We start from the raw sequence: 21,218 nt of genomic DNA on the forward strand, positions 1-21,218 counted from the left end.
TTTCATTAATCTTTATAGAGGCTGAAGTGTTCGCGGGCAGCGAGAAGCTGCGCTTTGGTGAGCATAAAGACGCCGTCACCGCCGTTATCAAACTCAAGCCAGGTGAACGGAACGTCAGGATACTGCTCTATCAGATGTACCATGCTGTTACCGACTTCACAAATCAGAATGCCGTCGTCAGTCAGGTAGTCCGGTGCGTTACCAAGGATGCGACGCGTCAGCTTCAGGCCATCGGAACCCGAAGCCAGACCCAGTTCGGGTTCATGACGATATTCGTTTGGCAGGTCTGCCATATCTTCAGCGTCAACGTACGGCGGGTTGGTCACGATCAGGTCGTACTGCACTTTCGGCAGGTCACGGAACAGGTCGGAACGGATTGGCGTGACGTGGTTTATCAGACCATGGTCTTCGATATTGTGCTCGGCAACAGCCAGCGCGTCTGGGGAGATATCCACCCCATCGACTTCCGCTTCCGGGAAGGCGTAAGCGCACGCAATGGCGATACAGCCGCTGCCGGTACACATATCAAGAATGTGCTCTGGCTGATGGGAAATCAGGCCAGCAAAACGGTTGTTGATAAGCTCACCAATCGGTGAACGCGGCACGAGTACGCGCTCATCAACATAGAACTCGTGGCCGCAGAACCAGGCTTTGTTGGTCAGGTAAGAAACCGGAATGCGTTCGTTAACGCGGCGAATCACACGCTCAACGATACGGTGTTTCTCACTGGAAGTCAGACGTGCGGTGCGCATGTCTTCAGGAATATCCAGCGGCAGATACAGCGAAGGCAGCACCAGTTGTACAGCTTCATCCCACGGGTTGTCGGTACCGTGACCGTACCAGATGCCCGCTGCGCTGAAACGGCTGACCGCCCAACGCAACATGTCCTGAATGGTGTGCAGTTCACTGACTGCTTCATCGACAAAAATTTTATCCACTTTCCCCTCCAGGGCATGCTCGCTGAATTTCGGCGGCTAGTTTGCCATGAAGACGGCGATAAATCAGCACTCTTGCAGCTTACGGGCGGGGAAAAAATGCGTTTTCCCTGCCCGCAAGCCAATGGAGTCGGGTAAACTGTCGAAAAGCGAAAACGGAAAGAGAACATGAAGAAGAAAACCTCACTCAGCGAGGAGGATCAGGCGCTGTTTCGCCAGCTGATGACCGGCACGCGGAAAATTAAGCAGGACACCATTGTTCACCGCCCGGCACGCAAAAAAATCAGCGAAGTGCCGGTCAAACGTTTGATTCAGGAGCAGGCCGATAACAGCCACTATTTTTCAGACGAATTTCAGCCGTTGTTGAACACCGAAGGCGCGATGAAATACGTGCGTCAGGACGTGAGTCATTTTGAGGCGAAAAAACTGCGTCGTGGTGATTACTCGCCCGAGCTGTTTCTGGATTTGCATGGGTTAACGCAGATGCAGGCCAAACAGGAATTAGGCGCGCTGATTGCCGCCTGCCGCCGTGAACACGTCTTTTGTGCCTGCGTGATGCACGGACACGGTAAACATATTCTGAAACAGCAGACGCCACTGTGGCTGGCACAACATCCGCACGTGATGGCTTTTCATCAGGCACCCAAAGAGTACGGCGGAGATGCCGCATTGCTGGTGTTGATTGAGGTAGAAGAGTGGCAGCCGCCAGAATTGCCTTGAGTCGAACCGGGGTAATGGCCTGAAAAGGCTTAAAAAAGCGGCGGGAAGCGCACGGCTCACCCGCCTTTTGCTCAGATGGCTTTGGCCATCTTCAGATTGCACGGACTCATTTGCCAGTTGAAATGGCCTTGTCCGTCTGCCTCAAGGGTGACATTGGCAATCGCGGATGTGGAGAACATCGGCGGCGCTTCCCCCGGGCACAGCTCGGAGACCAGGTAACCGACCAGCGGCAGGTGAGAAACCACCAGCGCAGAGGCCACCCCTTCGTTAGCCAGCGCCTGCAGATAGGCGCTCACCAGGCCCACATCGCCGCATGGCGTGAGCTCCGGCAGGACATCAATCTCTTTTGGCAGGTTCATGCATTCCCCCACCACATCCAGCGTCTGTTCTGCTCGTAAGAACGGGCTGACCAGTACGCGCTCAATATCCACTTTTTGACCTTTCAGCCAGGTTGCCATTTGACGGGATTCATCACACCCACAGGGGGTGAGAGGACGAACCGAGTCGCTGGCTGCATCCAGGGCAGCGTCGCCGTGACGCATAATAAAAACTTGCATATTGCACCGCTTTTGTTAACCAGAAGCATCGAAGTAAATCAAACGTGCTGACACGCTCTTTACTCGATGGCCGGGCATTGTGCCTGATCCATCCAATGAATGAAACGCTGTTTTTTACCTCAATGGCGTAAGTATAGTCAATCTTTGTTTACAAAATAACCATTAAGCAGCGTTATAGATTGTCCGGATTACCCTTTCTTTGACCTCAACTCAACGTCTCAGTTTCATTTATCGGCCAAAAGGTCAGTCCCTGTTCTGCCATCCTTGTTAAAGCTTCGCACGGCGTGAACCGTGGCCCGTACTGGGCAGTGAGGCGTTGCAGAATCGCCACCACTTCTCCCGCGCCGAGGGTATCCATATAGCGGAACGGGCCGCCCAAAAACGGCGGAAAACCGATACCAAACACCGCGCCAATGTCACCATCACGCGCGCTGCGCACAACCTGTTCGTCAAAACAACGCGCCGCTTCGTTCAGCATCATCATCACGCAGCGTTCAGCAATCTGCTGCTCAGAGAGTGCGTTTCTCTGCCCGACCTGAATAAGCTTATAAATGTCAGGGTCAGGCTGTTTTTTGCTTTTACGCCCTTTTGCGGCGTAAAGATAGAAACCCCGACCATTTTTTCTGCCTTTGCGATCGTCGTTCAAAATTGCGCTAATGATATTTGCAGGCGCGCTAAAACGTTCTCCCCAGGCACTTTCCAGTACCGGAATAATTTTAGTCCCGGTATCAATCCCCACCTCATCCAAAAGTTGGATTGGCCCCACCGGGAAGCCGAATTTCACCAGCGCATCATCAATATGATCAATACCTTCGCCTTCCGTCAGCAGGCGCATCGCCTCGTTAATGTAAGGCGCAAGAATGCGGTTAACGTAGAAGCCAGCCTTATCGGCGACCACCACCGGTGTTTTGCCGAGCTGTTTCGCCAGCTTCACCGTGGTGGCAATGGTCGTTTCCGATGTGCCTTTATGGGGAATGATTTCCACCAGCGGCATTTTCTCGACCGGACTGAAGAAGTGCAGCCCAATCACCTGCTCCGGGCGTTGTGCCGTTGCGGCAATGTCGCCAATCGGCAACGAAGAAGTGTTGGAGGCAAAAATGGTGTGCGGCGCAAAATTCGCCTCCACATCAGCCACCATTTGCTGCTTTAGCGCCAAATCCTCAAAGACCGCTTCAATCACCACGTCGCGGTGTGAAAAGCCCTGATAGTCGGTTGTGCCGGAAATCAGCGCCAGTTGACTGTCGCGCTCACTGGCTCTGATATGGCGGCGACGGACCTTTTTATCAAGCAGCTCCCAGCTGTACTTCAGCGCATGGTTGATGCCCTTAGCATTAATGTCTTTAATGCGTACTGGCAACCGGGCTTTACTCGCCGTCACAAAGGCAATTCCCCCGCCCATTAACCCGCCCCCCAGCACGGCAGCAGAGCGCAGCGTCTGAGGTTCGGCATTGGCACCGGGATCTTTTTTCACTTCGGTACTGGCGAAGAAGATTGAGCGTAAGGCTTTGGATTCCGGCGTCATGGCCAGTTCGCCAAAAGCCTGTGCTTCAGCTTCATAGCCGCTGGTACTACCGTGCGCCAGACCGGTTTCCAGCACCTTCAAAATGCGGGTGGTTGCAGGATAATTACCGTGGGTTTTCTGTTCGGTTTTCTTTCCAGCCATGCTGAAAACCAGATTGCGCGCCAACGGCCCGGCAAGCAGGCGTTCACGCACCGGCAAGCGGCGGCTTGCTGGGCGTTCTTGTTTTGCCCGTTCAACGGCAGCCTCAAGCAGGATCGTGTGTGGCACAACATCATCCACTAACCCGGCCTTCAGCGCCTGGCGAGCGCGAAGCTGCTTACCCGTCAGGATCATCTCCAGAGCCGTGCTGATGCCGATCAAACGCGGCAATCGCTGCGTTCCGCCCGAACCGGGTAATAAGCCAAGCTGCACTTCAGGCAGACCCAGTACGGTTTTAGGATCGTCACTGCAAATACGGCTGTGGCAGGCCAAAGCCAGTTCCAGCCCACCGCCGAGGCAAGCACCGTGAATCGCAGCGATGACAGGGATCCGCAGAGCATGGATCTCAGCCATAATCTGTTGCCCCTGACGCGCCAGGGCTTCAGCTTCCTGCGCTGTTTTGCAGCTGCCAATCATGTTGATATCGGCCCCGGCGATAAAGTTGTCCGGTTTTGCCGAAATAAAGACCACGCCGCGCAAGGCCTTATTGTCGCGGATCTGCTTGAGTATCGCGCGAACCTGAACGCCAAATTCTGCTTTCAGGGTATTCATCTTTTCGCCTGGGACATCAATGGTGATGACCGCGACGTTATCAAGGCGCTCTGTCAGGGTAAATGCGGATGTCATGTCCATTATTCGGCCTCCAGAACCATTGCCGCGCCAAGCCCACCGGCCGCACAAGCCGTCACCAATCCGAAACCGCCGCCGCGACGACGAAGCTCATTCAGTGTCTGAGTGATCATCCTCGCGCCTGTTGCGGCGAAAGGATGTCCGTAAGCAATTGAGCCACCGAGCACATTGAATTTGCTGTCGTCGATCTCGCCGGTGGCATGGCTGCGCCCCAGCACGTCGCGGGCAAAGCGTTCGCTTGCCAGGAGCTGCACATTCGCCAGTGTTTGTGCGGCAAAGGCTTCGTGCATATCAAAGAGAGTCAGGTCAGCCATTGTCAGCCCGGCTCGTTCCAGCGCCAGCGGCGTTGACCAGGCGGGGCCGAGCAGCATGTCCTGCCAGACATCAATCGCGGTAAACGCATAGCTGCGCAGGTAGCCTAGCGGCTTGAGGCCGAGTTCTTTTGCGCGAGATTCAGTCATCAGGATCACCGCAGCGGCACCGTCTGTCAGCGGCGTGCTGTTAGCGGCGGTCACTGTCCCGTGTTTGCGATCAAACGCCGGGCGCAGTTTGGCGTAATCAGCAAGCGACGAGTTGGTGCGGATATTGTTATCTTGTTCCAGCGGCTCGCGAAACGGCGGTGAATAAGCCGTCATGACTTCTTCCGCCAGTTTCCCCTCTTCCCAGGCTTTCGCCGCATGTAAATGAGAGCGATGCGCCAGCGCATCCTGCTGTTCACGGGTAATGCCCCAGGTTTTCGCCATTTGCTCCGCGGTATCGCCCATCCGCAATCCGGTGGAATATTCAGCCACAGCAGGTGGAACAGGGGCTAAATCTTTGAGCTTCAGTCGCGAGAACAGTTTGAGCTTCTGACCCAGCGTGCGGGCTTTATTGGCATCCACCAACGTTCGCGCCAGCGTTTTACTCACGCCAATCGGCAGAACGGAAGAAGAATCCGCCCCACCGGCAATACCTGCACGAATGGTGCCTGCCATCAAACTTTCCGCCACGTTAGCAACCGCCTGGAAACTGGTGGCGCAGGCACGGCTGACGCTATAAGCATCGGTATGTACGCTCATTCCGGTGCCGAGCACAATTTCGCGAGCAATATTGGGCGCTTCCGGCATCTGCACCACCTGGCCGAAAACCAGTTGTTCAATCACTTCAGGAGGAATTTCACTGCGAGCCAGCATTTCGCCCACGACCATTTTCCCCAGATCGATAGCCGGAATGCCGTGAAACGCCGTCGCCTGGCGGGCAAACGGGGTTCGTAATCCGCTGACAATGGCAATGCGATCGCCCTGACGGGTGATAAGCGGTAATGCCTGACTCATAACCTTCCCCTGATAAATGTAAAAAAGTGGTCTGACCTGATAACAGTCTTAACTAATTTTTTACAGGCAGCCAATCAGGGAAACAAAAAAGTGAGAGCCAAAACACACTGAGGAGAAAAAGAAAACGCCCCTGCAAAGCAGAGGCGTTTGGCAGACGTGAGTCGCGAAGGAATTAACGCAGACCGAGCTGGAAAATCAGGGTTTCCGCTTCGCAGGCAAAGACGAAATCAATATCAAGCTGTACGCCGCCTTCAACGTCTTTAAAGACCGGGGTAATGTTGCACGGCTCAGACTCCACGCCGCGAGCTTTTGCACTCAGTGCAGCCAGAGTTTCCTCTGCCTGCGCGCGGTTTTCGAAAACGCGGCTGTAAGAAGCGGTGCAATCGGTGTTGTCCATGATGGTGCCAACATCCATACAGCAGCAAACCGGGGTTTCATCAGCACTGCATTTACTCATCGTAGATTTCCTCTGTGTTCGCACTCAGGGTGCCAGATAAACAATGCGTTTATTTTACGCCCCTGCCCTGAGTGTCTCCAGTCGATATTTTCGCTAATTCAGAGAAGTGACCAAAATCACAATTAAAAATGATCTAAAACAATTTCCCTCTCGTAAGACACCTCATGAAAGTCGCAATTTTGCCAACCGGATCGCGTTTCTTAGATCACATTTGAAAAAACCTATAAACATACTTGCAACATTTTAGCTGGTCAGACCTATACTCTCGGAACTGGTCTGATTTCTCTGACGTAACACAGACCCTACACTTCGCGTTTCTGTTACGGCATGTAACAAATATTGCATAAAAATAACTCAATTGAGGTTATGGTCATGAGCCAAAAAACCCGTTTTACAAAATCTGCTCTCGCAGTTGCAGTGGCACTTGTTTCTTCTCAAGCCTGGTCCGCCGGCTTTCAGTTAAACGAATTTTCAACCTCAGGTTTAGGCCGTGCTTATTCCGGTGAAGGCGCTATCGCCGATGACGCCGGCAACGCCAGCCGTAACCCGGCGCTGATCATGATGTACGATCGCCCGGAATTCTCTATCGGTGCGGTCTATATCGATCCTGATGTGAATATCTCTGGTAAATCGCCATTCACAGGCCGTAGCACCGACGCCGATAACATCGCGCCGACCGCCTGGGTACCGAACATGCACTTCGTGATGCCAATTAACGATCAGTTTGGCTGGGGCGCTTCCGTCACCTCCAACTATGGTCTGGCAACCGAGTTCAACAACAACTACATCGCGGGCGAGTACGGCGGTAAGACCGACCTGACCACCGTTAACCTCAACCTGAGCGGTGCGTATCGTCTGAACCAGAACTGGAGCTTTGGTCTTGGTTTTGATGCCGTTTATGCTGACGCGAAAATCGAGCGTTATGCCGGCGAGCAAACCGCAGGCGCAGGTCTGGCGGCACCGGGCTCTCAGATTGCCAAGCTGAAAGGCGACGAGTGGGGCTATGGCTGGAACGCCGGTATCCTGTATGAACTGGATAAAAATAACCGTTGGGGTCTGACCTACCGTTCGGAAGTGAAAATCGACTTCGACGGCGACTATAAGAGCAATATCCCGGCACAAGCGAACGTCATTCCAGGCGCAGGCACAGCGTTCCCTTGGGGGACGTCTGGCTCAACAGTTCCAGGTGCTCTGACCCTGAACCTGCCTGAAATGTGGGAAATTTCTGGTTACAATCGCGTTGCGCCACAGTGGGCCGTTCACTACAGCATCGCTTACACCAGCTGGAGCCAGTTCCAGGAGCTGAAAGCGACCGGTTCTGACGGCCAGACGCTGTTCTACAAAGATGAAAGCTTCAAAGATTCGTACCGCATCGCGCTGGGTACGACCTATTATATGGATGACAACTGGACGTTCCGTACCGGTATCGCGTTCGATGACAGCCCGGTTCCGGCCGACCATCGCTCCATCTCCATTCCGGATCAGGACCGTTTCTGGCTGAGCGCAGGCGCAACCTACGCCTTCAACCCAGATGCCTCCATTGATGTGGGGGCTTCCTATATGCACGGCCAGCACGTCACCATCGAAGAAGGTCCTTACACCTTCCGTTCTGAAGGTAAAGCGTGGCTGTTCGGTACCAACTTCAACTATCGCTTCTGATAGTCTGATTTCAGACACAAAAAAGGGTGAGCTTACTGCTCACCCTTGAGACTGATGACAAACCTCTAACGAGTGCCGTTTTGTCATTAACGACCGAACAAAAACCAGGAAAATCAATTCATTGATTTTCGGCTGCTCACCACAAAGAAGGAAAATCCACGCTTTTTCCTTCTTTGTCAGCAGTCTGAAGGGTGAGCTTACTGCTCACCCTTTTTCTTTTCCTCGCTTTACTGCGAGTCGATATCTTTCAGATCGCCTTCAATCGCTTTCGCGTTCGGGTTCTCTTCAGCGCTGAGTTTCCCGCCATTAGCGATAAAATCATGCTGCTGGAAGTAGGCTTCACGCACCATGATGTAAGGGTCAGAAGACTGGCGCAGCAGACCATCAGAGTCCAGAAGCTGAGCTCGGGTTTCAATCCCTTCCACCGCCCATTTACCGATAGACATCGGCCAGGTCAGCCAGGAAAGCACCGGATACAGGCCATCCGCCATATCACCCACATCATCACGCACGGTGAAACTGCCATAGAACGGCAGCTGCATATAAGGGCCATAGCCGACGCCATAATGCCCCATCGTGCTGCCAAAGCGGTGCGGTGCCACACGCTGCAGTTTCTGATTCGCCATTCCCGCGACATCAATCAAACCGCCCATCCCTAACAAGGTATTAAGGAAGAAACGCGTGAAGTGAACCATCCCCTGATAAGGATCGCCCTGCAGGAACATGTTCACCATGATCGCAGGTTCTTCGAGGTTACTGGTGAAGTTGCCGATACCGTTTCGCGCAGGCTGTGGAACATAGTCTCGCCAGACGACGGCCACCGGGCGAAGGACATACGGGTCCAGTACGTTGAAGTTGAAATCGTACATGGTACGGTTAAAACCTTCGAATGGGTCCGAGCGCCCTTGCGGCTGCTCACCCGTGCTGGCGCATCCCACCAGCAATGTCGCGCTCAGCGCAAGCGCAGACAGGCGAAAATTCATAAATATCTCCCTGTAAAGATGGCAATCGCTGCTCTTATGATTTTATACATATATCGAAACAAGCGTATCGCGATTGATGGCATATCCCCAAAATAACAGTATGCCCTGCAAGGTTTCTGATGAAAACCCGCTACGCTTAATCAATCACCAACCAAGACAGGTCTTTCCGCATGGACAATGTAAAAGAAGAGAAAATCACTCGCCATACGGACGAACTGGAAGTCGAAAGTGATGAGAAACGTCAGGGTAAAAAAATAGAAGTGGATGAAGACAGGCTGCCTTCCCGGGCAATGGCGATTCATGAGCATATTCGACAGGACGGCGAGAAAGAACTGGAACGAGACGCCATGGCGCTGCTGTGGTCTGCCATCGCTGCCGGATTGTCGATGGGCGCTTCGCTGCTGGCAAAAGGCATTTTCCACGTTCAGCTTGAAGGCGTACCGGGCGGTTTTTTACTGGAAAATCTCGGCTACACCTTTGGCTTCGTGATTGTCATCATGGCCCGCCAGCAACTCTTTACAGAAAACACCGTCACCGCCGTATTACCGGTCATGCAAAGCCCCACCGCAAGGAATTTTACCCTGTTGATGCGACTGTGGGGCGTTGTGCTGCTCGGCAATATTATTGGCACGGGCACCGCTGCCTGGGCTTTTGAATATATGCCGATTTTCGATGAGCCCACACGAGATGCATTCGTGAAAATCGGGATGGACGTGATGAAAAACACGCCCTCAGAAATGTTCGCCAATGCCATTATTTCCGGCTGGATAATCGCCACCATGGTCTGGATGTTTCCGGCTGCCGGTGCCGCAAAAATCGTCGTCATTATTTTGATGACCTGGCTGATTGCCCTTGGGGACACGACGCATATTGTGGTGGGCACCGTGGAAATTCTGTATCTGGTCTTTAGCGGCACACTGCACTGGCAGGATTTCTTCTGGCCGTTTGCGCTGCCAACCCTTGCGGGCAATATTTGCGGCGGGACTTTTATCTTCGCCTTAATGAGCCACGCGCAAATCCGCAATGATATGAGTAACAAACGCAAAGCAGAGGCTAAAGCGAAAGCAGACGAAAAGCGTGAGAACTCACAGGAAAAGTAGGGTCAGTGGCGACACTTTAAGCAGTCAGTTAGCTATGTGCTTAACGCAGCAGTCAAAAAACGCTATACTCGTGCCGCTTCGTCCCCTTAGTTAAATGGATATAACGAGCCCCTCCTAAGGGCTAGTTGCAGGTTCGATTCCTGCAGGGGACACCATCTGGCCCCTCCCTCCTGTTAATCACTGCTTCATGCAGGCTGCAATACAAATCCTGAAGCAGCAATCCCTGGCCAAATTTCGTAAAAAACTTCTGCCGCCTTAATGCCACCGTTTTTAGGGCTTGCCGGTATGCCAAGCCGTCTTGCAGCCTCAATGCTAATCTCGCCAATTTTTGACTTCGGTCCTAAATCCGCCACGACACAATCAACGGAAGCTCCGTTCCAGGTGACTCGAGCCTTACACCCCCTCACAACACCTTTCGTTTTCTGGACGATCAAAGAGGGCACAACAACGTACGGAACGCTCTCCGAATCGACATATGCCTCGGGAACGTCAGACGCCAGGCCGGGGATCCGATACCAGGTTGTCGATGCAATAATACCGCCGGGAAAGACTTTCGGCTCATTGTTGCTATCCAGAATGACGATACTTCGTGCCCATTCATGAGCACACACGACTTTTCCTGCCACGATCTTCATTCCACCGTTCGCCAGAGACTCCGTACCGGAATCGTCAGATTTGTAAGCTGCTGGTTTTTGGTTCTGCCCGTTTGCACCATCAGCATCGATTGCAGCCCCTGCTGTATAGTGAACACGCCCATCATCATCTTCAAATATTTCACAGGAATAAGCGTCATTGGTGATAATACCCAGAGTTTGCATAGAAGCTCCTTATTCATATTACCCAATGATTTAAGCCAGACTAAATAATAATTTAACCCTACTTAATTCACCAGAGATGATTGTGTTATAAAAAAGATACCAACTAAAGCCACTCCCCCCACTCATTCGTTATCATTAAACCCTACTTTCCACACCACCTTTTTTTTATGATAGATGAGTTTTTATTGCCTTACATAATGAAAACACCTTTCATCACTTCTCGGTGTAAATCATGCAACCACTTACTCAATCAGCTATAATCTTACTGCTCTGTGCAATCATGGGATTATTTGGCCAAGGTGTTAGAGTTATTGTTGGCCTAAAAAAAGCCGGGCGCTTATCTCAGGCCGATACGAAAAGCACCTTTGATGCTGCATTTATGCTTATCAGCCTCATGATTGGCGCCATTGCAGGCATTGCAGCCGGCTTTATGATGGGAATAATTGATCCCTCTGCTGCACCAAAAGCATTTGACACTGCTAAATTATTGTCAATTGCAGCAGCAGGTTATGCTGGCGCAGATTTCGTTGAGAATACTGCGGGTCTTGTCATTAACCGTGCAACTCCGGGAAGTATTCCTCCAACAGGCGTGAGTTTTCTGAACTCACAATACTGGGTAGAAACTGGAAAAACGTTAACGCTGGCCCCCTCATTTACTCCAGAAAATACAACTAACAAAACAGGGAAATGGTCAAGTGAAGACAGCGCAATAGCGACTATTGATCCAGATTCAGGCTTAATCACCGGAATAACCGCAGGTACCACAAGTATTTCATTTGTAGCCAATGACTCCGGAAATACAGCAACAACAAAAATCACTGTCAAATAAGCACCTGAGAGGTTTACATGTTTTATTTTAAAATAAATCGCGTTCGTTTACATGATACTCAAAGTAGCTCACTGCTTCCCTGGGCTAATAAACCCATCATCAATATGGTTAGTTTTATAGTAACTCAAACCGCAGACACTGTTAGTCTTGACAACTGGATTAAAGAAACTGACACAGGAAAGAAAAAAACCAGTTTAAACGCTATCATTAACAACAATATTACGATGATAGACATTCCAGACATCAGTGTGAAATATAGCACCGATGCATCGATTACCTTTGGTGATACCGGTTATTTACTTTATCGTTCAGAGACGATCCCTGATGATTTAAGCTGGGTATTTTTAGCTATCAAAAACAATGACAGAAACAGGATTGTCTGGACGGAGATAACAAATACGATAACCAGCTCAGAAACCGAAACATTAACACAACCCCTGTCGGTGATTTTGCAGGCTAACCCAGCTATAGATCTCGCTCTCGCGGTTACCCGACTGGTGGCTGGCGAGGCAGCAAAGCAGCTTTCTACAAAACCGGATGACATTTTAGGCAGTGCCTGCCAGTCCTTTATCCGACAGCAACATTATCCTTACGGAGAACGATCGCGTGATGGAATTCCGGATACAACCGGAAATATGCTGGTCGACTATTCATTGTTTGCTTATAACGCCCAGCAAATATCCTCTCAATAACGCATTTACGGATAACGGTTTTGTACCGTTATCCGCTGTTTTTTGATCGCTAATTCCCTTCCCAATGGCGGGTTATACCTACAACACCGGTGAACATAACAGCTGTGACAAAGGCGATAGCTACAAGGGCTACTTTGGCGGTATTGGTCTGGGGGTATTCGTTCGATAAGCACAATTCGGTGAGCGGGTTTACCTACCTTCAGGACAACAACACTTATCTGGATGAGGCTGAGAAGCGTTTCCTGTTCTCTTACAAATATCAGTTCTGGTCCTTCCTGAAAGACTCACTCAGCTCACCGCTCTGGTGGGCTGAGTGTTCTCTCTTCACTAAAAACCCTATAGTTTCAATAGGGTACTACTTCGTTTTTTGATGCTTCTCTGTGCGTCGCCAGGAACAGATTTATACCCCTTCGAAATTATTGTGTCGCCGTTTCACGACAGTTGTAAGTAACTAAAAATTAATAAAAAAATCTTACTTGTCACCCCCATTTTTTAAGCGTACATTAGCGCCGTCTGGAGCGCTTGAAGCACAGAATTTTGAGGTGATGCCGAAGAGTAAAAAGGGATAAATCCCCGTGTTTATTCGAGGCGGTGTCAGCTCTCTATACTCAGTCAGGATATTTTTTCATTTGGGCGTGGCAAGACTACGCGGAGTGATGAGACGTGAAATACTTTTTGATGGGCATCTCTTTTATGGTCATCGTATGGGCCGGTACTTTCGCCCTGATGATTTAGAGCTAGCTTGCGTATGACGAAAAACAGGAGCCGATTGGCTCCTGTTTCAGACTGCTGACAAAGAAGGAAAAAGCGTGGTTTTTCCTTCTTTGTGGTTATCAGCCGAAAATCAATAAATTGATTTTCCTTGTTTTTTATTCGGTACCCTATGACAGATCTCATTCGTTAGAGGTTTGTCATCACTCTCAAACAGGAGCCGATTGGCTCCTGTTTGCGTTTTTGTTGTAGCAAAGATTACTCGGCGTCTTCCGTGCTCGGCTTTGCCGCCGCCGGTAGCAGGCCATCTGCACGGAACATCGCTTTGATACCTCGCACGGCCTGGCGAATACGATCCCGGTTTTCAATCAGGGCAAAACGCACGTGAGTATCGCCGTAATCGCCAAAACCTATGCCCGGCGAGTTATTAGAACCTGTTCATTTTGGCCCTTTGCGTCAAGAACTTGGGCCCAGACTTCCCGACAGTTTGCATTGGCTGAACGGCCTTGACCTTCTTCCAGAATATCCAGCAATCTTTGAGCTGGATTATCAATTTTTAGTTCACTCCCCCCTTATTTACCCTGTTATCAACGATCTTATTATTTTACCCAGTCTTCCAGCTTCAGACCAGGTACCCGCTCAAACTCCCGTGTATTATTGCTCACCAGAATGGCCCCTACCGATACCGCATGTCCGGCAATCGCCGTGTCATTGGGGCCAATCGGTGTGCCGGCGGTCATCAGGGCCACTTTAATGTCGGTGGTCGCATCCACTGCGGCCCGGTCCCACGGCAGAACGGCATCGAGACGGACGCAGAACGCTTCAACCAGCTGAGCATGACGCGGGGAGGCCTTTTTGCTGGCGGCGCCGAAGCGCATCTCCGCATAGGTAATGGCCGATACCACGATACGGTGATTACGCAGCACCGCCTGCTCCAGGCGCCGGATGACGGCTTCCGGCTGCTCGCGCATGATGAATGAGCAGATACAGGTGTCGAGCATGTAGATCCGATCTCTGGTTTTTTTCACAGGTCAAAACGTCCTTCGTCGCTGACAATGTCCTCACGCTCCGCCATAAAGTCCGCATCGGCCCTTTCGAGCTCAAAGAATGAGCCCCAGGTCGGACGGACCGGGCGCAGAATGATGCTGTCGCCCTCGCGGACGATCTCCAGTTCGCTGACGCCGTCAAAATCCAGGTCGCGGGGCAGACGGATGGCGCGGTTATTGCCGTTTTTAAAAATGGATACGGTTCGCATGTTTTACTCCTCACTTCTGCCGCTTTGGGCGGTATTTGACAATGTGCACGGAATTTCATACATATGGTTAGTATATGCTACCTTTCGTTGTATGTATAGGCGATGGATATGCGTATGCTTACCATATGCAGATGTTCGGCATATGGATATGTCACACCTATACTCCTTTCCTTCATTTTCTCTGAAGATCCGAAAAAAGGTTGTTCCGGAAGCAGGAATTGGCCTGAGAAAATTCACACAGAATGGACAAGGAGAGGATTTACTTCGCTAACTTACGGGGGCCACCTCCCGCAAGGTGGCAGAGTTTTAAAGAGACTGGCATTTAGTTGTTATGATTTGTCTTTTGATAATAAATATTTTATCGCATCGGAAAAATCATTTTCAAAGCTTTCATCCGTTGATTTATCCATGGCATTATTATTGATGAGATATTTTCCATTGATAAAAAATGCAGGAACAAAGCGAACACCAAGCTGTTTGGACAATAATTCCTGCTGACTGACGAGTTCATCGGTTTGTGGTGAATTCCACGCGTTTGTCAGTATGCTCTCTGGTATCCCTGCGGAGATGAACAATTTCTTTAAGTCAGAGGGCGATTTTATTGTGTGTGAGGTTTGCATAGCAGTGAATATTTTTGGCTGCAGGTCATTTTCTCTGTTAAGAGATTGTGCCACAACCCAGGCGCGGGATAATTCAGTGCCGTAAGGATCGATATGTGAAGAATGATACTGAACAAACTGCGTTCCGGGAGGAAGACTTTGTATAATGGATTTGTTGATGTTGGATTTCATTTCAAAATAAAAACAGTGCGGGCAATTGAATGAAAAAAAATTAACAACACCAGGATGTCCGTTAACGGGATTATCAAGAATGAAATAATCTTTCCCTGCTACATAATCACGTGCAAAGGCAGTCACGGATGATATTCCGCCCATAATTAAAAGGAAAAAACCAGTGACAATGTCCTTTTGAATGTTTTTAGTTTTCATGCTGAAGCCTCTATATCATATTCGGAATGATTATATTGTTCTTTCTGTAATTTTAATAACTGGTAATATTCACCGCGCATCCTGTTCAGACTCAGAGGATCACCCTGTTCTACAATCTCACCTTGTTTAAGGACGATCATCTTTGTGGCATAACGGACCACACCTAACCGATGGGTTACTATGACGGATGTTTTTCCCTGAACCAGGTTTGAGAATTGATTAAATATTTCAGCTTCAACACGTGGATCCATTGCACTGGTTGGTTCGTCAAAAATGATCAACTCACCATTGGAATAAAATGCCCGTGCCAATGCAAGGCGTTGCCATTGCCCTCCGGATAAATCCGTACCGCTAAACTCCTGACCAATACGACTGTTACCGTTTAAATAACGAGTCAACTCAAACTGAGCCAGATGACATGCTTCAATAAAGTTATCATCCTGTGCATCATTATGTTCCATTGTGAAAGTCACATTTTCTTTAACTGTCAAATTATAATGACCAAAGTCCTGAAAAATTGCAGAAAGTTTTCTACGCCATATCACTGGGTCTATCTGTGAAATATCGATTCCGTTACAGGTTATTTTCCCTGAGGTTGGCCGGTACAGGCCACATAGTAACTTTATCAGCGTGCTTTTACCTGCCCCGTTTTCCCCGACGATAGCCAGGTGATCACCCGATCTTAGGGTAAAACTGATATTCCTCAGTACGTCAACCCCCTCCTGATAGGCAAAAGAAACATTATCAAAACAAATGACATCAATCCTGTCCATCTTGTCATATGATTGTTCTGACTCGCATTCAGAAGATATTTTCTCGAGTGATTTTAAACGAGCGAAAAAACTAAAGCATACACCGACATTTGCAAATGAATACACCATCCACTGACAGGACAGTCCAAAGAAAGAAATGGACTGAATAGTGCCTACCAGGCCACCGACTGATATTCTCCCTGAGGCAAGATAATTGACAAACCAGAACATCACTCCAAGAGATACAAGAAGATAAAGTAAATTCCATGGCTGTGGGCGCATCAACTGCTTTCTTCGTACCTGGTTAAGTTCACTTTCAAGTTCACTGAAAGCCTGCTTGTGTTTATTAAGAAAGAATCCACCTAAATTAAATAACCTCACTTCTTTAGCTGTTTTAACATCAAGAACCGCAGAGAGGTAATATTTAACCAGTCTTGCCGACAGTCCCTTACCCAGCATCGCTTTAAATATATCAAGCTGGGACCAGGCAACAGCAAAGGTCACTGGTATAAGCGGCAATAAAAATGCAAATGGCAGCCACCAGATAACACTGCCCAGTACCAGGGACAAACTAATCAGGGTTAATGATCCCCGAAAAATATCTACAAGGCTTACCAGTAAATTCAACGGCCGATGAGCCGCTTCACGGGAAAGTACTTCCAGGTCGTCATGAATATCCGGTGATTCAATCACTTTCAGATCGTCAATCCGGCATGCCGCCTGCATGATTTTACGTTGCGTCAGGTACGTTGCCTGTGCGTTAAGCACACTCTGCACGGTACTGATTACGGGTGACAACACTCCGGGTATCACAAAAGTCAGCGCCCAGATCACAGCAATGACGGTCAGGGAACTGTGATCCGTGCTGGTGATGATGTTTCCCAACCGGATACTGGTCATCACACTCAGTGTTGGCATCAGTCCCTGGAGGGTGATCAAGCCAAGAAATAAAAAGGATAACCAGGGCGACGACCGCAGCAGCAAAGAGACAGAGTACATAACCAGTTGAATATTTTCTTTTATCTTATTCATTCATCACCTCTATCGTTATAGGGTTTCCTCTGTCATAAACCACCACATCGTCATAATGCTCCGGAATATTCAGGCACAGAGAAAGCGAATCATGCCCTTTCATCCGGAAAAATGATGATACCATTTTTACCTCCCAGTGAGTCTGGTGCGGATGACAGGCATTTTCAATGTAAAATTCCTGAAGTGAATGCCCGTCAGGAGTGGCAATAAATGCCATATAGCGCGAAAACACAGCGACAGAATTGACTACCAGGCCGCTGCCGGCATTTTCAATGACCCGCTCACACAAGGAACGATAGGACAACCACGACCTGCGTGTTGCATGGAAATTATGACAGATAACAATAATATTACGGTAACCGGCGTTGATGACAGTAAAGACTTTCTCCGCCATGGTAGCTTCGCGGACCTCAGGAGAGACGGTGGCTAACGTCGCGTCATGAAACAGGTCTGTACGCAACAGTTCCTGAATTACATTGCTTTCCGGGAAATTAATTTTTTCAATGTTTTTAATATAATTAGCATGCTGCCGAAGGGTCAGAGGAACATCAAATCCAAAGATGTCAGCCTGTGACGGCAGTGACGTCATGAAATGGATGAATTCATTACTCCTCATCCACCAGTACGTTGAGGATGACAGATATTTTTTCATTGCATGCGCATCAATCCGCCCTTTTTTAAAGGCATAAAGCACCAAATCAACGGTCGGGCACTCCACAAGGACCGCCAGCGAACCTTTTTCAGAAATCTGACGGATCACCCTCTCACGGTAGTCCCATGCTTCATGCGAGCCATGGCTGTTCTGTCCTAAAAAGGTAATGTTCTGCTGAGAACTACCGGAGATGAGCATGTATGCTCCCGGCGATAAGTTCACGCTGGTGAATTAAGTAGTCCGGAGATCGCGAGAAGTTAGACTTTATTTGCTCAAGAGGTGTTTTTGTCAAAAAATCAGGAATCCCCTCACAATCCTCACTGAATAATGTTGTTGATTTGCAGTCTATGTAAAAAATGGGGATGTCAAAATGAGAGAGGCACTTTGCCTCATACGGGATCAGGGTTTTAAACCGGGGGTGAGCCCCTTCATAGTTTAAATACTCCGCGATGATTTCATCAAATTTACTGTGAAAATGACGACTGGTCGCCGGGTGAATGATTTTATTCATGACTAAAGTATAGTACGCAGTGGTTCTTATCAGATATCGAGGTCTGATTTTCCCGGCATTTTCTATTGCGCTGTAGATCTCGCTGGCACAACTCAAAAGTTTATAATAACCCTCCTCATAGCCGTGAATGACATTATCAATATATTCTGACGCGTATACAGGATTACCGTTAATATGCGGGTAGTTCTGAGTTCTTCGCTGAAAACCCTGCTCATAACGCACCTGAATATCTTCACTGGCATCGTTAATAGCATGAGGACGTGTGTATGACTTGAACGTGGATGTAATCGCGGTGATGGCCGACGTATGACCAATTCCATTCATTACAACTTCCGGACTCTGGAGAAGACCACTCTGATAGACAGAGCGTACAAATTCCGGATTGTCTTCAAAAAAATACTGAAAGCTGGTCTCCGGATCTATCAGATACACATGATTCTGGTCCACAATGAAATTTTCAAAATGACAGTCATTGATGTTCAGCAAATCGGCAAGCGCGAGAATAACACCGTACCGGTGGAAGACTCCCCCGGCGTCGGCTTCAGCCTTCAGCGGCCTGTTCTCAATGAATGCCTGCCATAAATACGTTCCTTTATTTAAGGTGGCCGGGCACACCGGGGGGATCCCGGCCAATATACAAATTGTTTCGAGAAGCGGTTCCACTCCAGCATCCCTTGGTTTATAGATGATCCGTGATCCGCCTAATGTCAACAGGATGGGCTGCTGTCCGTTTTCATGTCGATCCCCGCCAAGAATTTCTAACGCCCCGTAAGAAGAAAGTGCGTTAAGTAAAAACTTGCTCTGTATCTCAGGAAAATCATCACCCAGGCGTTTTAAAAAGCACTCAATATTCCTTAGGGTGGTATCACAAATGTGTGTTGCAAGATGTTCTATCCATGCATTTGTGCTTAAGATTGATTTATTCCATTCCCCATCCGGTTTCTTGAAATATTGTGTATATCTGTCTTCATCAGAAGGAGGCTGAGTTTTGAGCCAATGATCAAACTGTGTGACAAACTCAGGAAGATAAATCTGATCCAGAGTAGCAGCAATCTCGGTGATTATTGCTGAACATTCCAGGTGGGAGAGACGGAATGACAAAAGGAGTGAGGAAAGTTTTTTCTGAAACATCTGTATGTGCTGGAAGTAAAGAAAAGCCCGATACGGTTCTTTAACCTTATATTTCACTCTGATTATCCTTTATCGAATAAAGCGACGCATGACTGCGCCGCTTTACTATTTACATCAGAAGAAGAATTCTGCAGAAATTTCTTCCAGTTCCTGAGTCAGCACTTCTTCTGCGGAAATGAAACCTCCGCAATCACAGGTACCGCTGGCGCAGTCGACACTGCTATTCGCCATATAACCGCGGATTTCAGAGATTTTGGTCTGTGTAACTTCTACGATACGTTCCATTTAATACCTCAAAAAAGTTGATTGTTATGAGACATTGAATTCGCGAAGTACTGCCGTGTGCACGATATTAATAAATACTGCACTAATAAATTTAATGCACGTGAAGCGCATCACAATTATGGTTGATGCTTTTAAAATAACAATTCCGCACCTTATTATTTTAAATGCGCAATATAACCCAGGATATTAATTTTGTAACTTAGTATCGGTTGTGCTTATAATTGAATTTCTCAAATCAGAATTATTGATATTTATGTGCGTGATTTAATGAGGAATTAAGCACTAATTAAACCAATATTCCGGGTGCTTAATTGTTAATTACAACCGGTGCCACACAGTGAAGAGATCTTCCCGCTGATTTAATGGACAGTCGCACCTTGCTGTTTAAGATTATTCTGAACACGTACCTGACTGCCCGGGTGATGTCAGGGACTGACGCCCTGATATTATGAGACCTCCTTGTAATGAGAGCAGTTGCTTCCCTCCGGATACGTCGGATTGGGTATTCAGAGGCATTTTTACAGGAGAGATTACACTGAAGTTTACGTTGGCTTAACACCCAATGAATCAGAGCGATTGTTTTGGGAAAACTCTAAAACTGTGGCCAGTTTTTGTTGACCACTTCAGACAAAGGCGATAGCTACAAGGGCTACTTTGGCGGTATTGGTCTGGGGGTATTCGTTCGATAAGCACAATTCGGTGAGCGGGTTTACCTACCTTCAGGACAACAACACTTATCTGGATGAGGCTGAGAAGCGTTTCCTGTTCTCTTACAAATATCAGTTCTGGTCCTTCCTGAAAGACTCACTCAGCTCACCGCTCTGGTGGGCTGAGTGTTCTCTCTTCACTAAAAACCCTATAGTTTCAATAGGGTACTACTTCGTTTTTTGATGCTTCTCTGTGCGTCGCCAGGAACAGATTTATACCCCTTCGAAATTATTGTGTCGCCGTTTCACGACAGTTGTAAGTAACTAAAAATTAATAAAAAAATCTTACTTGTCACCCCCATTTTTTAAGCGTACATTAGCGCCGTCTGGAGCGCTTGAAGCACAGAATTTTGAGGTGATGCCGAAGAGTAAAAAGGGATAAATCCCCGTGTTTATTCGAGGCGGTGTCAGCTCTCTATACTCAGTCAGGATATTTTTTCATTTGGGCGTGGCAAGACTACGCGGAGTGATGAGACGTGAAATACTTTTTGATGGGCATCTCTTTTATGGTCATCGTATGGGCCGGTACTTTCGCCCTGATGATTTAGAGCTAGCTTGCGTATGACGAAAAACAGGAGCCGATTGGCTCCTGTTTCAGACTGCTGACAAAGAAGGAAAAAGCGTGGTTTTTCCTTCTTTGTGGTTATCAGCCGAAAATCAATAAATTGATTTTCCTTGTTTTTTATTCGGTACCCTATGACAGATCTCATTCGTTAGAGGTTTGTCATCACTCTCAAACAGGAGCCGATTGGCTCCTGTTTGCGTTTTTGTTGTAGCAAA

General features: G+C 48.6%; 21 protein-coding genes, 1 tRNA gene and 1 pseudogene. 8 read left to right on the forward strand and 15 right to left on the reverse strand.

Annotated features, from left to right (window positions below; all coding sequences use genetic code 11):
- Window positions 1-5: 5 nt before the first annotated feature.
- Window positions 6-938, reverse strand: coding sequence for a 50S ribosomal protein L3 N(5)-glutamine methyltransferase (gene prmB / locus ACLW56_RS15375; protein WP_330984626.1), 933 nt, complete (start codon window positions 936-938; stop codon window positions 6-8).
- A 165-nt stretch (window positions 939-1,103) separates the two neighbouring features.
- On the opposite strand from prmB, the gene smrB reads away from it, so the two are divergent.
- Window positions 1,104-1,655: an endonuclease SmrB gene (gene smrB / locus ACLW56_RS15380; protein WP_330984627.1), complete on the forward strand. Its 552-nt coding sequence runs from the start codon at window positions 1,104-1,106 to the stop codon at window positions 1,653-1,655.
- A 71-nt stretch (window positions 1,656-1,726) separates the two neighbouring features.
- On the opposite strand, the gene sixA is transcribed toward smrB, so the two are convergent.
- From sixA to ACLW56_RS15400, 4 genes are all read right to left on the reverse strand, one after another.
- Complete coding sequence (gene sixA / locus ACLW56_RS15385) at window positions 1,727-2,212, reverse strand: phosphohistidine phosphatase SixA (RefSeq protein WP_330984628.1); 486 nt, start codon at window positions 2,210-2,212, stop codon at window positions 1,727-1,729.
- 205 nt (window positions 2,213-2,417) lie between these two features.
- Complete coding sequence (gene fadJ, locus ACLW56_RS15390) at window positions 2,418-4,565, reverse strand: fatty acid oxidation complex subunit alpha FadJ (RefSeq protein ID WP_330984629.1); 2,148 nt, start codon at window positions 4,563-4,565, stop codon at window positions 2,418-2,420.
- Window positions 4,565-5,875: an acetyl-CoA C-acyltransferase FadI gene (fadI, locus tag ACLW56_RS15395; RefSeq protein WP_330984630.1), complete on the reverse strand. Its 1,311-nt coding sequence runs from the start codon at window positions 5,873-5,875 to the stop codon at window positions 4,565-4,567. Before fadI ends, fadJ begins: the two co-directional genes overlap by 1 nt.
- A 172-nt stretch (window positions 5,876-6,047) precedes the next feature.
- Window positions 6,048-6,332 (reverse strand): YfcZ/YiiS family protein, encoded by a 285-nt coding sequence (locus tag ACLW56_RS15400; RefSeq protein WP_330984631.1) that lies wholly within the window; start codon window positions 6,330-6,332, stop codon window positions 6,048-6,050.
- A gap of 372 nt (window positions 6,333-6,704) precedes the next feature.
- Between ACLW56_RS15400 and fadL the strand changes: the two genes are divergently transcribed.
- Window positions 6,705-7,991 (forward strand): long-chain fatty acid transporter FadL, encoded by a 1,287-nt coding sequence (gene fadL / locus ACLW56_RS15405; RefSeq protein WP_330984632.1) that lies wholly within the window; start codon window positions 6,705-6,707, stop codon window positions 7,989-7,991.
- 227 nt (window positions 7,992-8,218) lie between these two features.
- Here fadL and mlaA read toward each other — a convergent pair whose 3' ends face one another.
- Window positions 8,219-8,974 (reverse strand): phospholipid-binding lipoprotein MlaA, encoded by a 756-nt coding sequence (gene mlaA / locus ACLW56_RS15410; RefSeq protein WP_330984633.1) that lies wholly within the window; start codon window positions 8,972-8,974, stop codon window positions 8,219-8,221.
- Between the two features lie 170 nt (window positions 8,975-9,144).
- Here mlaA and ACLW56_RS15415 point away from each other — a divergent pair, with 170 nt between their 5' ends.
- Together ACLW56_RS15415 and ACLW56_RS15420 are read left to right on the forward strand one after the other, a co-directional pair.
- Window positions 9,145-10,074 (forward strand): formate/nitrite transporter family protein, encoded by a 930-nt coding sequence (locus ACLW56_RS15415; RefSeq protein WP_330984634.1) that lies wholly within the window; start codon window positions 9,145-9,147, stop codon window positions 10,072-10,074.
- A gap of 80 nt (window positions 10,075-10,154) precedes the next feature.
- Window positions 10,155-10,229, forward strand: a tRNA-Arg gene (locus tag ACLW56_RS15420).
- 30 nt (window positions 10,230-10,259) lie between these two features.
- Here ACLW56_RS15420 and ACLW56_RS15425 read toward each other — a convergent pair.
- Complete coding sequence (locus ACLW56_RS15425; protein ID WP_330984635.1) at window positions 10,260-10,892, reverse strand: hypothetical protein; 633 nt, start codon at window positions 10,890-10,892, stop codon at window positions 10,260-10,262.
- Window positions 10,893-11,124: 232 nt separating this feature from the next.
- On the opposite strand from ACLW56_RS15425, the gene ACLW56_RS15430 reads away from it, so the two are divergent.
- From ACLW56_RS15430 to ypdK (ACLW56_RS15440), 3 genes are all read left to right on the forward strand, one after another.
- Complete coding sequence (locus tag ACLW56_RS15430; protein WP_330984636.1) at window positions 11,125-11,721, forward strand: Ig-like domain-containing protein; 597 nt, start codon at window positions 11,125-11,127, stop codon at window positions 11,719-11,721.
- A 17-nt stretch (window positions 11,722-11,738) separates the two neighbouring features.
- Window positions 11,739-12,413, forward strand: a complete 675-nt coding sequence (locus ACLW56_RS15435; RefSeq protein ID WP_330984637.1) for a hypothetical protein — start codon at window positions 11,739-11,741, stop codon at window positions 12,411-12,413.
- A gap of 663 nt (window positions 12,414-13,076) precedes the next feature.
- Window positions 13,077-13,148 carry a membrane protein YpdK gene (gene ypdK / locus ACLW56_RS15440; protein ID WP_077777854.1) on the forward strand — a complete coding sequence of 24 codons (72 nt, stop codon included), beginning with the start codon at window positions 13,077-13,079 and terminating at the stop codon, window positions 13,146-13,148.
- A 234-nt stretch (window positions 13,149-13,382) separates the two neighbouring features.
- Here ypdK (ACLW56_RS15440) and ACLW56_RS15445 read toward each other — a convergent pair.
- From ACLW56_RS15445 to ACLW56_RS15480, 8 genes and pseudogenes are all read right to left on the reverse strand, one after another.
- Window positions 13,383-13,547: pseudogene (locus ACLW56_RS15445) on the reverse strand (alanine transaminase); the annotation flags it as partial.
- A gap of 176 nt (window positions 13,548-13,723) precedes the next feature.
- Window positions 13,724-14,125, reverse strand: a complete 402-nt coding sequence (locus tag ACLW56_RS15450) for a type II toxin-antitoxin system VapC family toxin (RefSeq protein ID WP_330984644.1) — start codon at window positions 14,123-14,125, stop codon at window positions 13,724-13,726.
- A gap of 23 nt (window positions 14,126-14,148) precedes the next feature.
- Window positions 14,149-14,379 carry a type II toxin-antitoxin system VapB family antitoxin gene (gene vapB, locus ACLW56_RS15455; protein WP_330984638.1) on the reverse strand — a complete coding sequence of 77 codons (231 nt, stop codon included), beginning with the start codon at window positions 14,377-14,379 and terminating at the stop codon, window positions 14,149-14,151.
- A 329-nt stretch (window positions 14,380-14,708) separates the two neighbouring features.
- Window positions 14,709-15,368: a DsbA family protein gene (locus tag ACLW56_RS15460; RefSeq protein ID WP_330984639.1), complete on the reverse strand. Its 660-nt coding sequence runs from the start codon at window positions 15,366-15,368 to the stop codon at window positions 14,709-14,711.
- Window positions 15,365-17,152, reverse strand: coding sequence for an ABC transporter ATP-binding protein (locus tag ACLW56_RS15465; RefSeq protein ID WP_330984640.1), 1,788 nt, complete (start codon window positions 17,150-17,152; stop codon window positions 15,365-15,367). The genes ACLW56_RS15460 and ACLW56_RS15465 overlap by 4 nt, the downstream gene beginning before the upstream one ends.
- Complete coding sequence (locus ACLW56_RS15470; protein ID WP_330984641.1) at window positions 17,145-18,002, reverse strand: hypothetical protein; 858 nt, start codon at window positions 18,000-18,002, stop codon at window positions 17,145-17,147. Before ACLW56_RS15470 ends, ACLW56_RS15465 begins: the two co-directional genes overlap by 8 nt.
- Window positions 17,986-19,503: a type 2 lanthipeptide synthetase LanM gene (locus ACLW56_RS15475; RefSeq protein ID WP_330984642.1), complete on the reverse strand. Its 1,518-nt coding sequence runs from the start codon at window positions 19,501-19,503 to the stop codon at window positions 17,986-17,988. Before ACLW56_RS15475 ends, ACLW56_RS15470 begins: the two co-directional genes overlap by 17 nt.
- A 57-nt stretch (window positions 19,504-19,560) precedes the next feature.
- Complete coding sequence (locus tag ACLW56_RS15480; RefSeq protein ID WP_330984643.1) at window positions 19,561-19,731, reverse strand: hypothetical protein; 171 nt, start codon at window positions 19,729-19,731, stop codon at window positions 19,561-19,563.
- Window positions 19,732-20,914: 1,183 nt separating this feature from the next.
- Here ACLW56_RS15480 and ypdK (ACLW56_RS15485) point away from each other — a divergent pair.
- Window positions 20,915-20,986, forward strand: coding sequence for a membrane protein YpdK (ypdK, locus tag ACLW56_RS15485; RefSeq protein WP_077777854.1), 72 nt, complete (start codon window positions 20,915-20,917; stop codon window positions 20,984-20,986).
- The last annotated feature ends 232 nt before the right edge of the window (window positions 20,987-21,218 follow it).

It is taken from the genome of Pantoea sp. sgz302252 (genome assembly GCF_047713085.1).
Lineage (GTDB): Bacteria > Pseudomonadota > Gammaproteobacteria > Enterobacterales > Enterobacteriaceae > Scandinavium.

Excerpts from the sequence above, each read along its gene's own strand:
- ACLW56_RS15460 (WP_330984639.1), bottom strand. The coding sequence starts at position 15,368 with ATGAAAACTAAAAACATTCAAAAGGACATTGTCACTGGTTTTTTCCTT.
- fadI (WP_330984630.1), bottom strand. The coding sequence starts at position 5,875 with ATGAGTCAGGCATTACCGCTTATCACCCGTCAGGGCGATCGCATTGCC.
- smrB (WP_330984627.1), top strand. The coding sequence starts at position 1,104 with ATGAAGAAGAAAACCTCACTCAGCGAGGAGGATCAGGCGCTGTTTCGC.
- fadL (WP_330984632.1), top strand. The coding sequence starts at position 6,705 with ATGAGCCAAAAAACCCGTTTTACAAAATCTGCTCTCGCAGTTGCAGTG.
- ACLW56_RS15465 (WP_330984640.1), bottom strand. The coding sequence starts at position 17,152 with ATGAATAAGATAAAAGAAAATATTCAACTGGTTATGTACTCTGTCTCT.
- ACLW56_RS15415 (WP_330984634.1), top strand. The coding sequence starts at position 9,145 with ATGGACAATGTAAAAGAAGAGAAAATCACTCGCCATACGGACGAACTG.
- vapB (WP_330984638.1), bottom strand. The coding sequence starts at position 14,379 with ATGCGAACCGTATCCATTTTTAAAAACGGCAATAACCGCGCCATCCGT.
- ACLW56_RS15450 (WP_330984644.1), bottom strand. The coding sequence starts at position 14,125 with ATGCTCGACACCTGTATCTGCTCATTCATCATGCGCGAGCAGCCGGAA.
- ACLW56_RS15470 (WP_330984641.1), bottom strand. The coding sequence starts at position 18,002 with ATGCTCATCTCCGGTAGTTCTCAGCAGAACATTACCTTTTTAGGACAG.
- ACLW56_RS15435 (WP_330984637.1), top strand. The coding sequence starts at position 11,739 with ATGTTTTATTTTAAAATAAATCGCGTTCGTTTACATGATACTCAAAGT.
- ACLW56_RS15430 (WP_330984636.1), top strand. The coding sequence starts at position 11,125 with ATGCAACCACTTACTCAATCAGCTATAATCTTACTGCTCTGTGCAATC.
- ACLW56_RS15400 (WP_330984631.1), bottom strand. The coding sequence starts at position 6,332 with ATGAGTAAATGCAGTGCTGATGAAACCCCGGTTTGCTGCTGTATGGAT.
- ACLW56_RS15480 (WP_330984643.1), bottom strand. The coding sequence starts at position 19,731 with ATGGAACGTATCGTAGAAGTTACACAGACCAAAATCTCTGAAATCCGC.
- mlaA (WP_330984633.1), bottom strand. The coding sequence starts at position 8,974 with ATGAATTTTCGCCTGTCTGCGCTTGCGCTGAGCGCGACATTGCTGGTG.
- ACLW56_RS15425 (WP_330984635.1), bottom strand. The coding sequence starts at position 10,892 with ATGCAAACTCTGGGTATTATCACCAATGACGCTTATTCCTGTGAAATA.
- fadJ (WP_330984629.1), bottom strand. The coding sequence starts at position 4,565 with ATGGACATGACATCCGCATTTACCCTGACAGAGCGCCTTGATAACGTC.
- sixA (WP_330984628.1), bottom strand. The coding sequence starts at position 2,212 with ATGCAAGTTTTTATTATGCGTCACGGCGACGCTGCCCTGGATGCAGCC.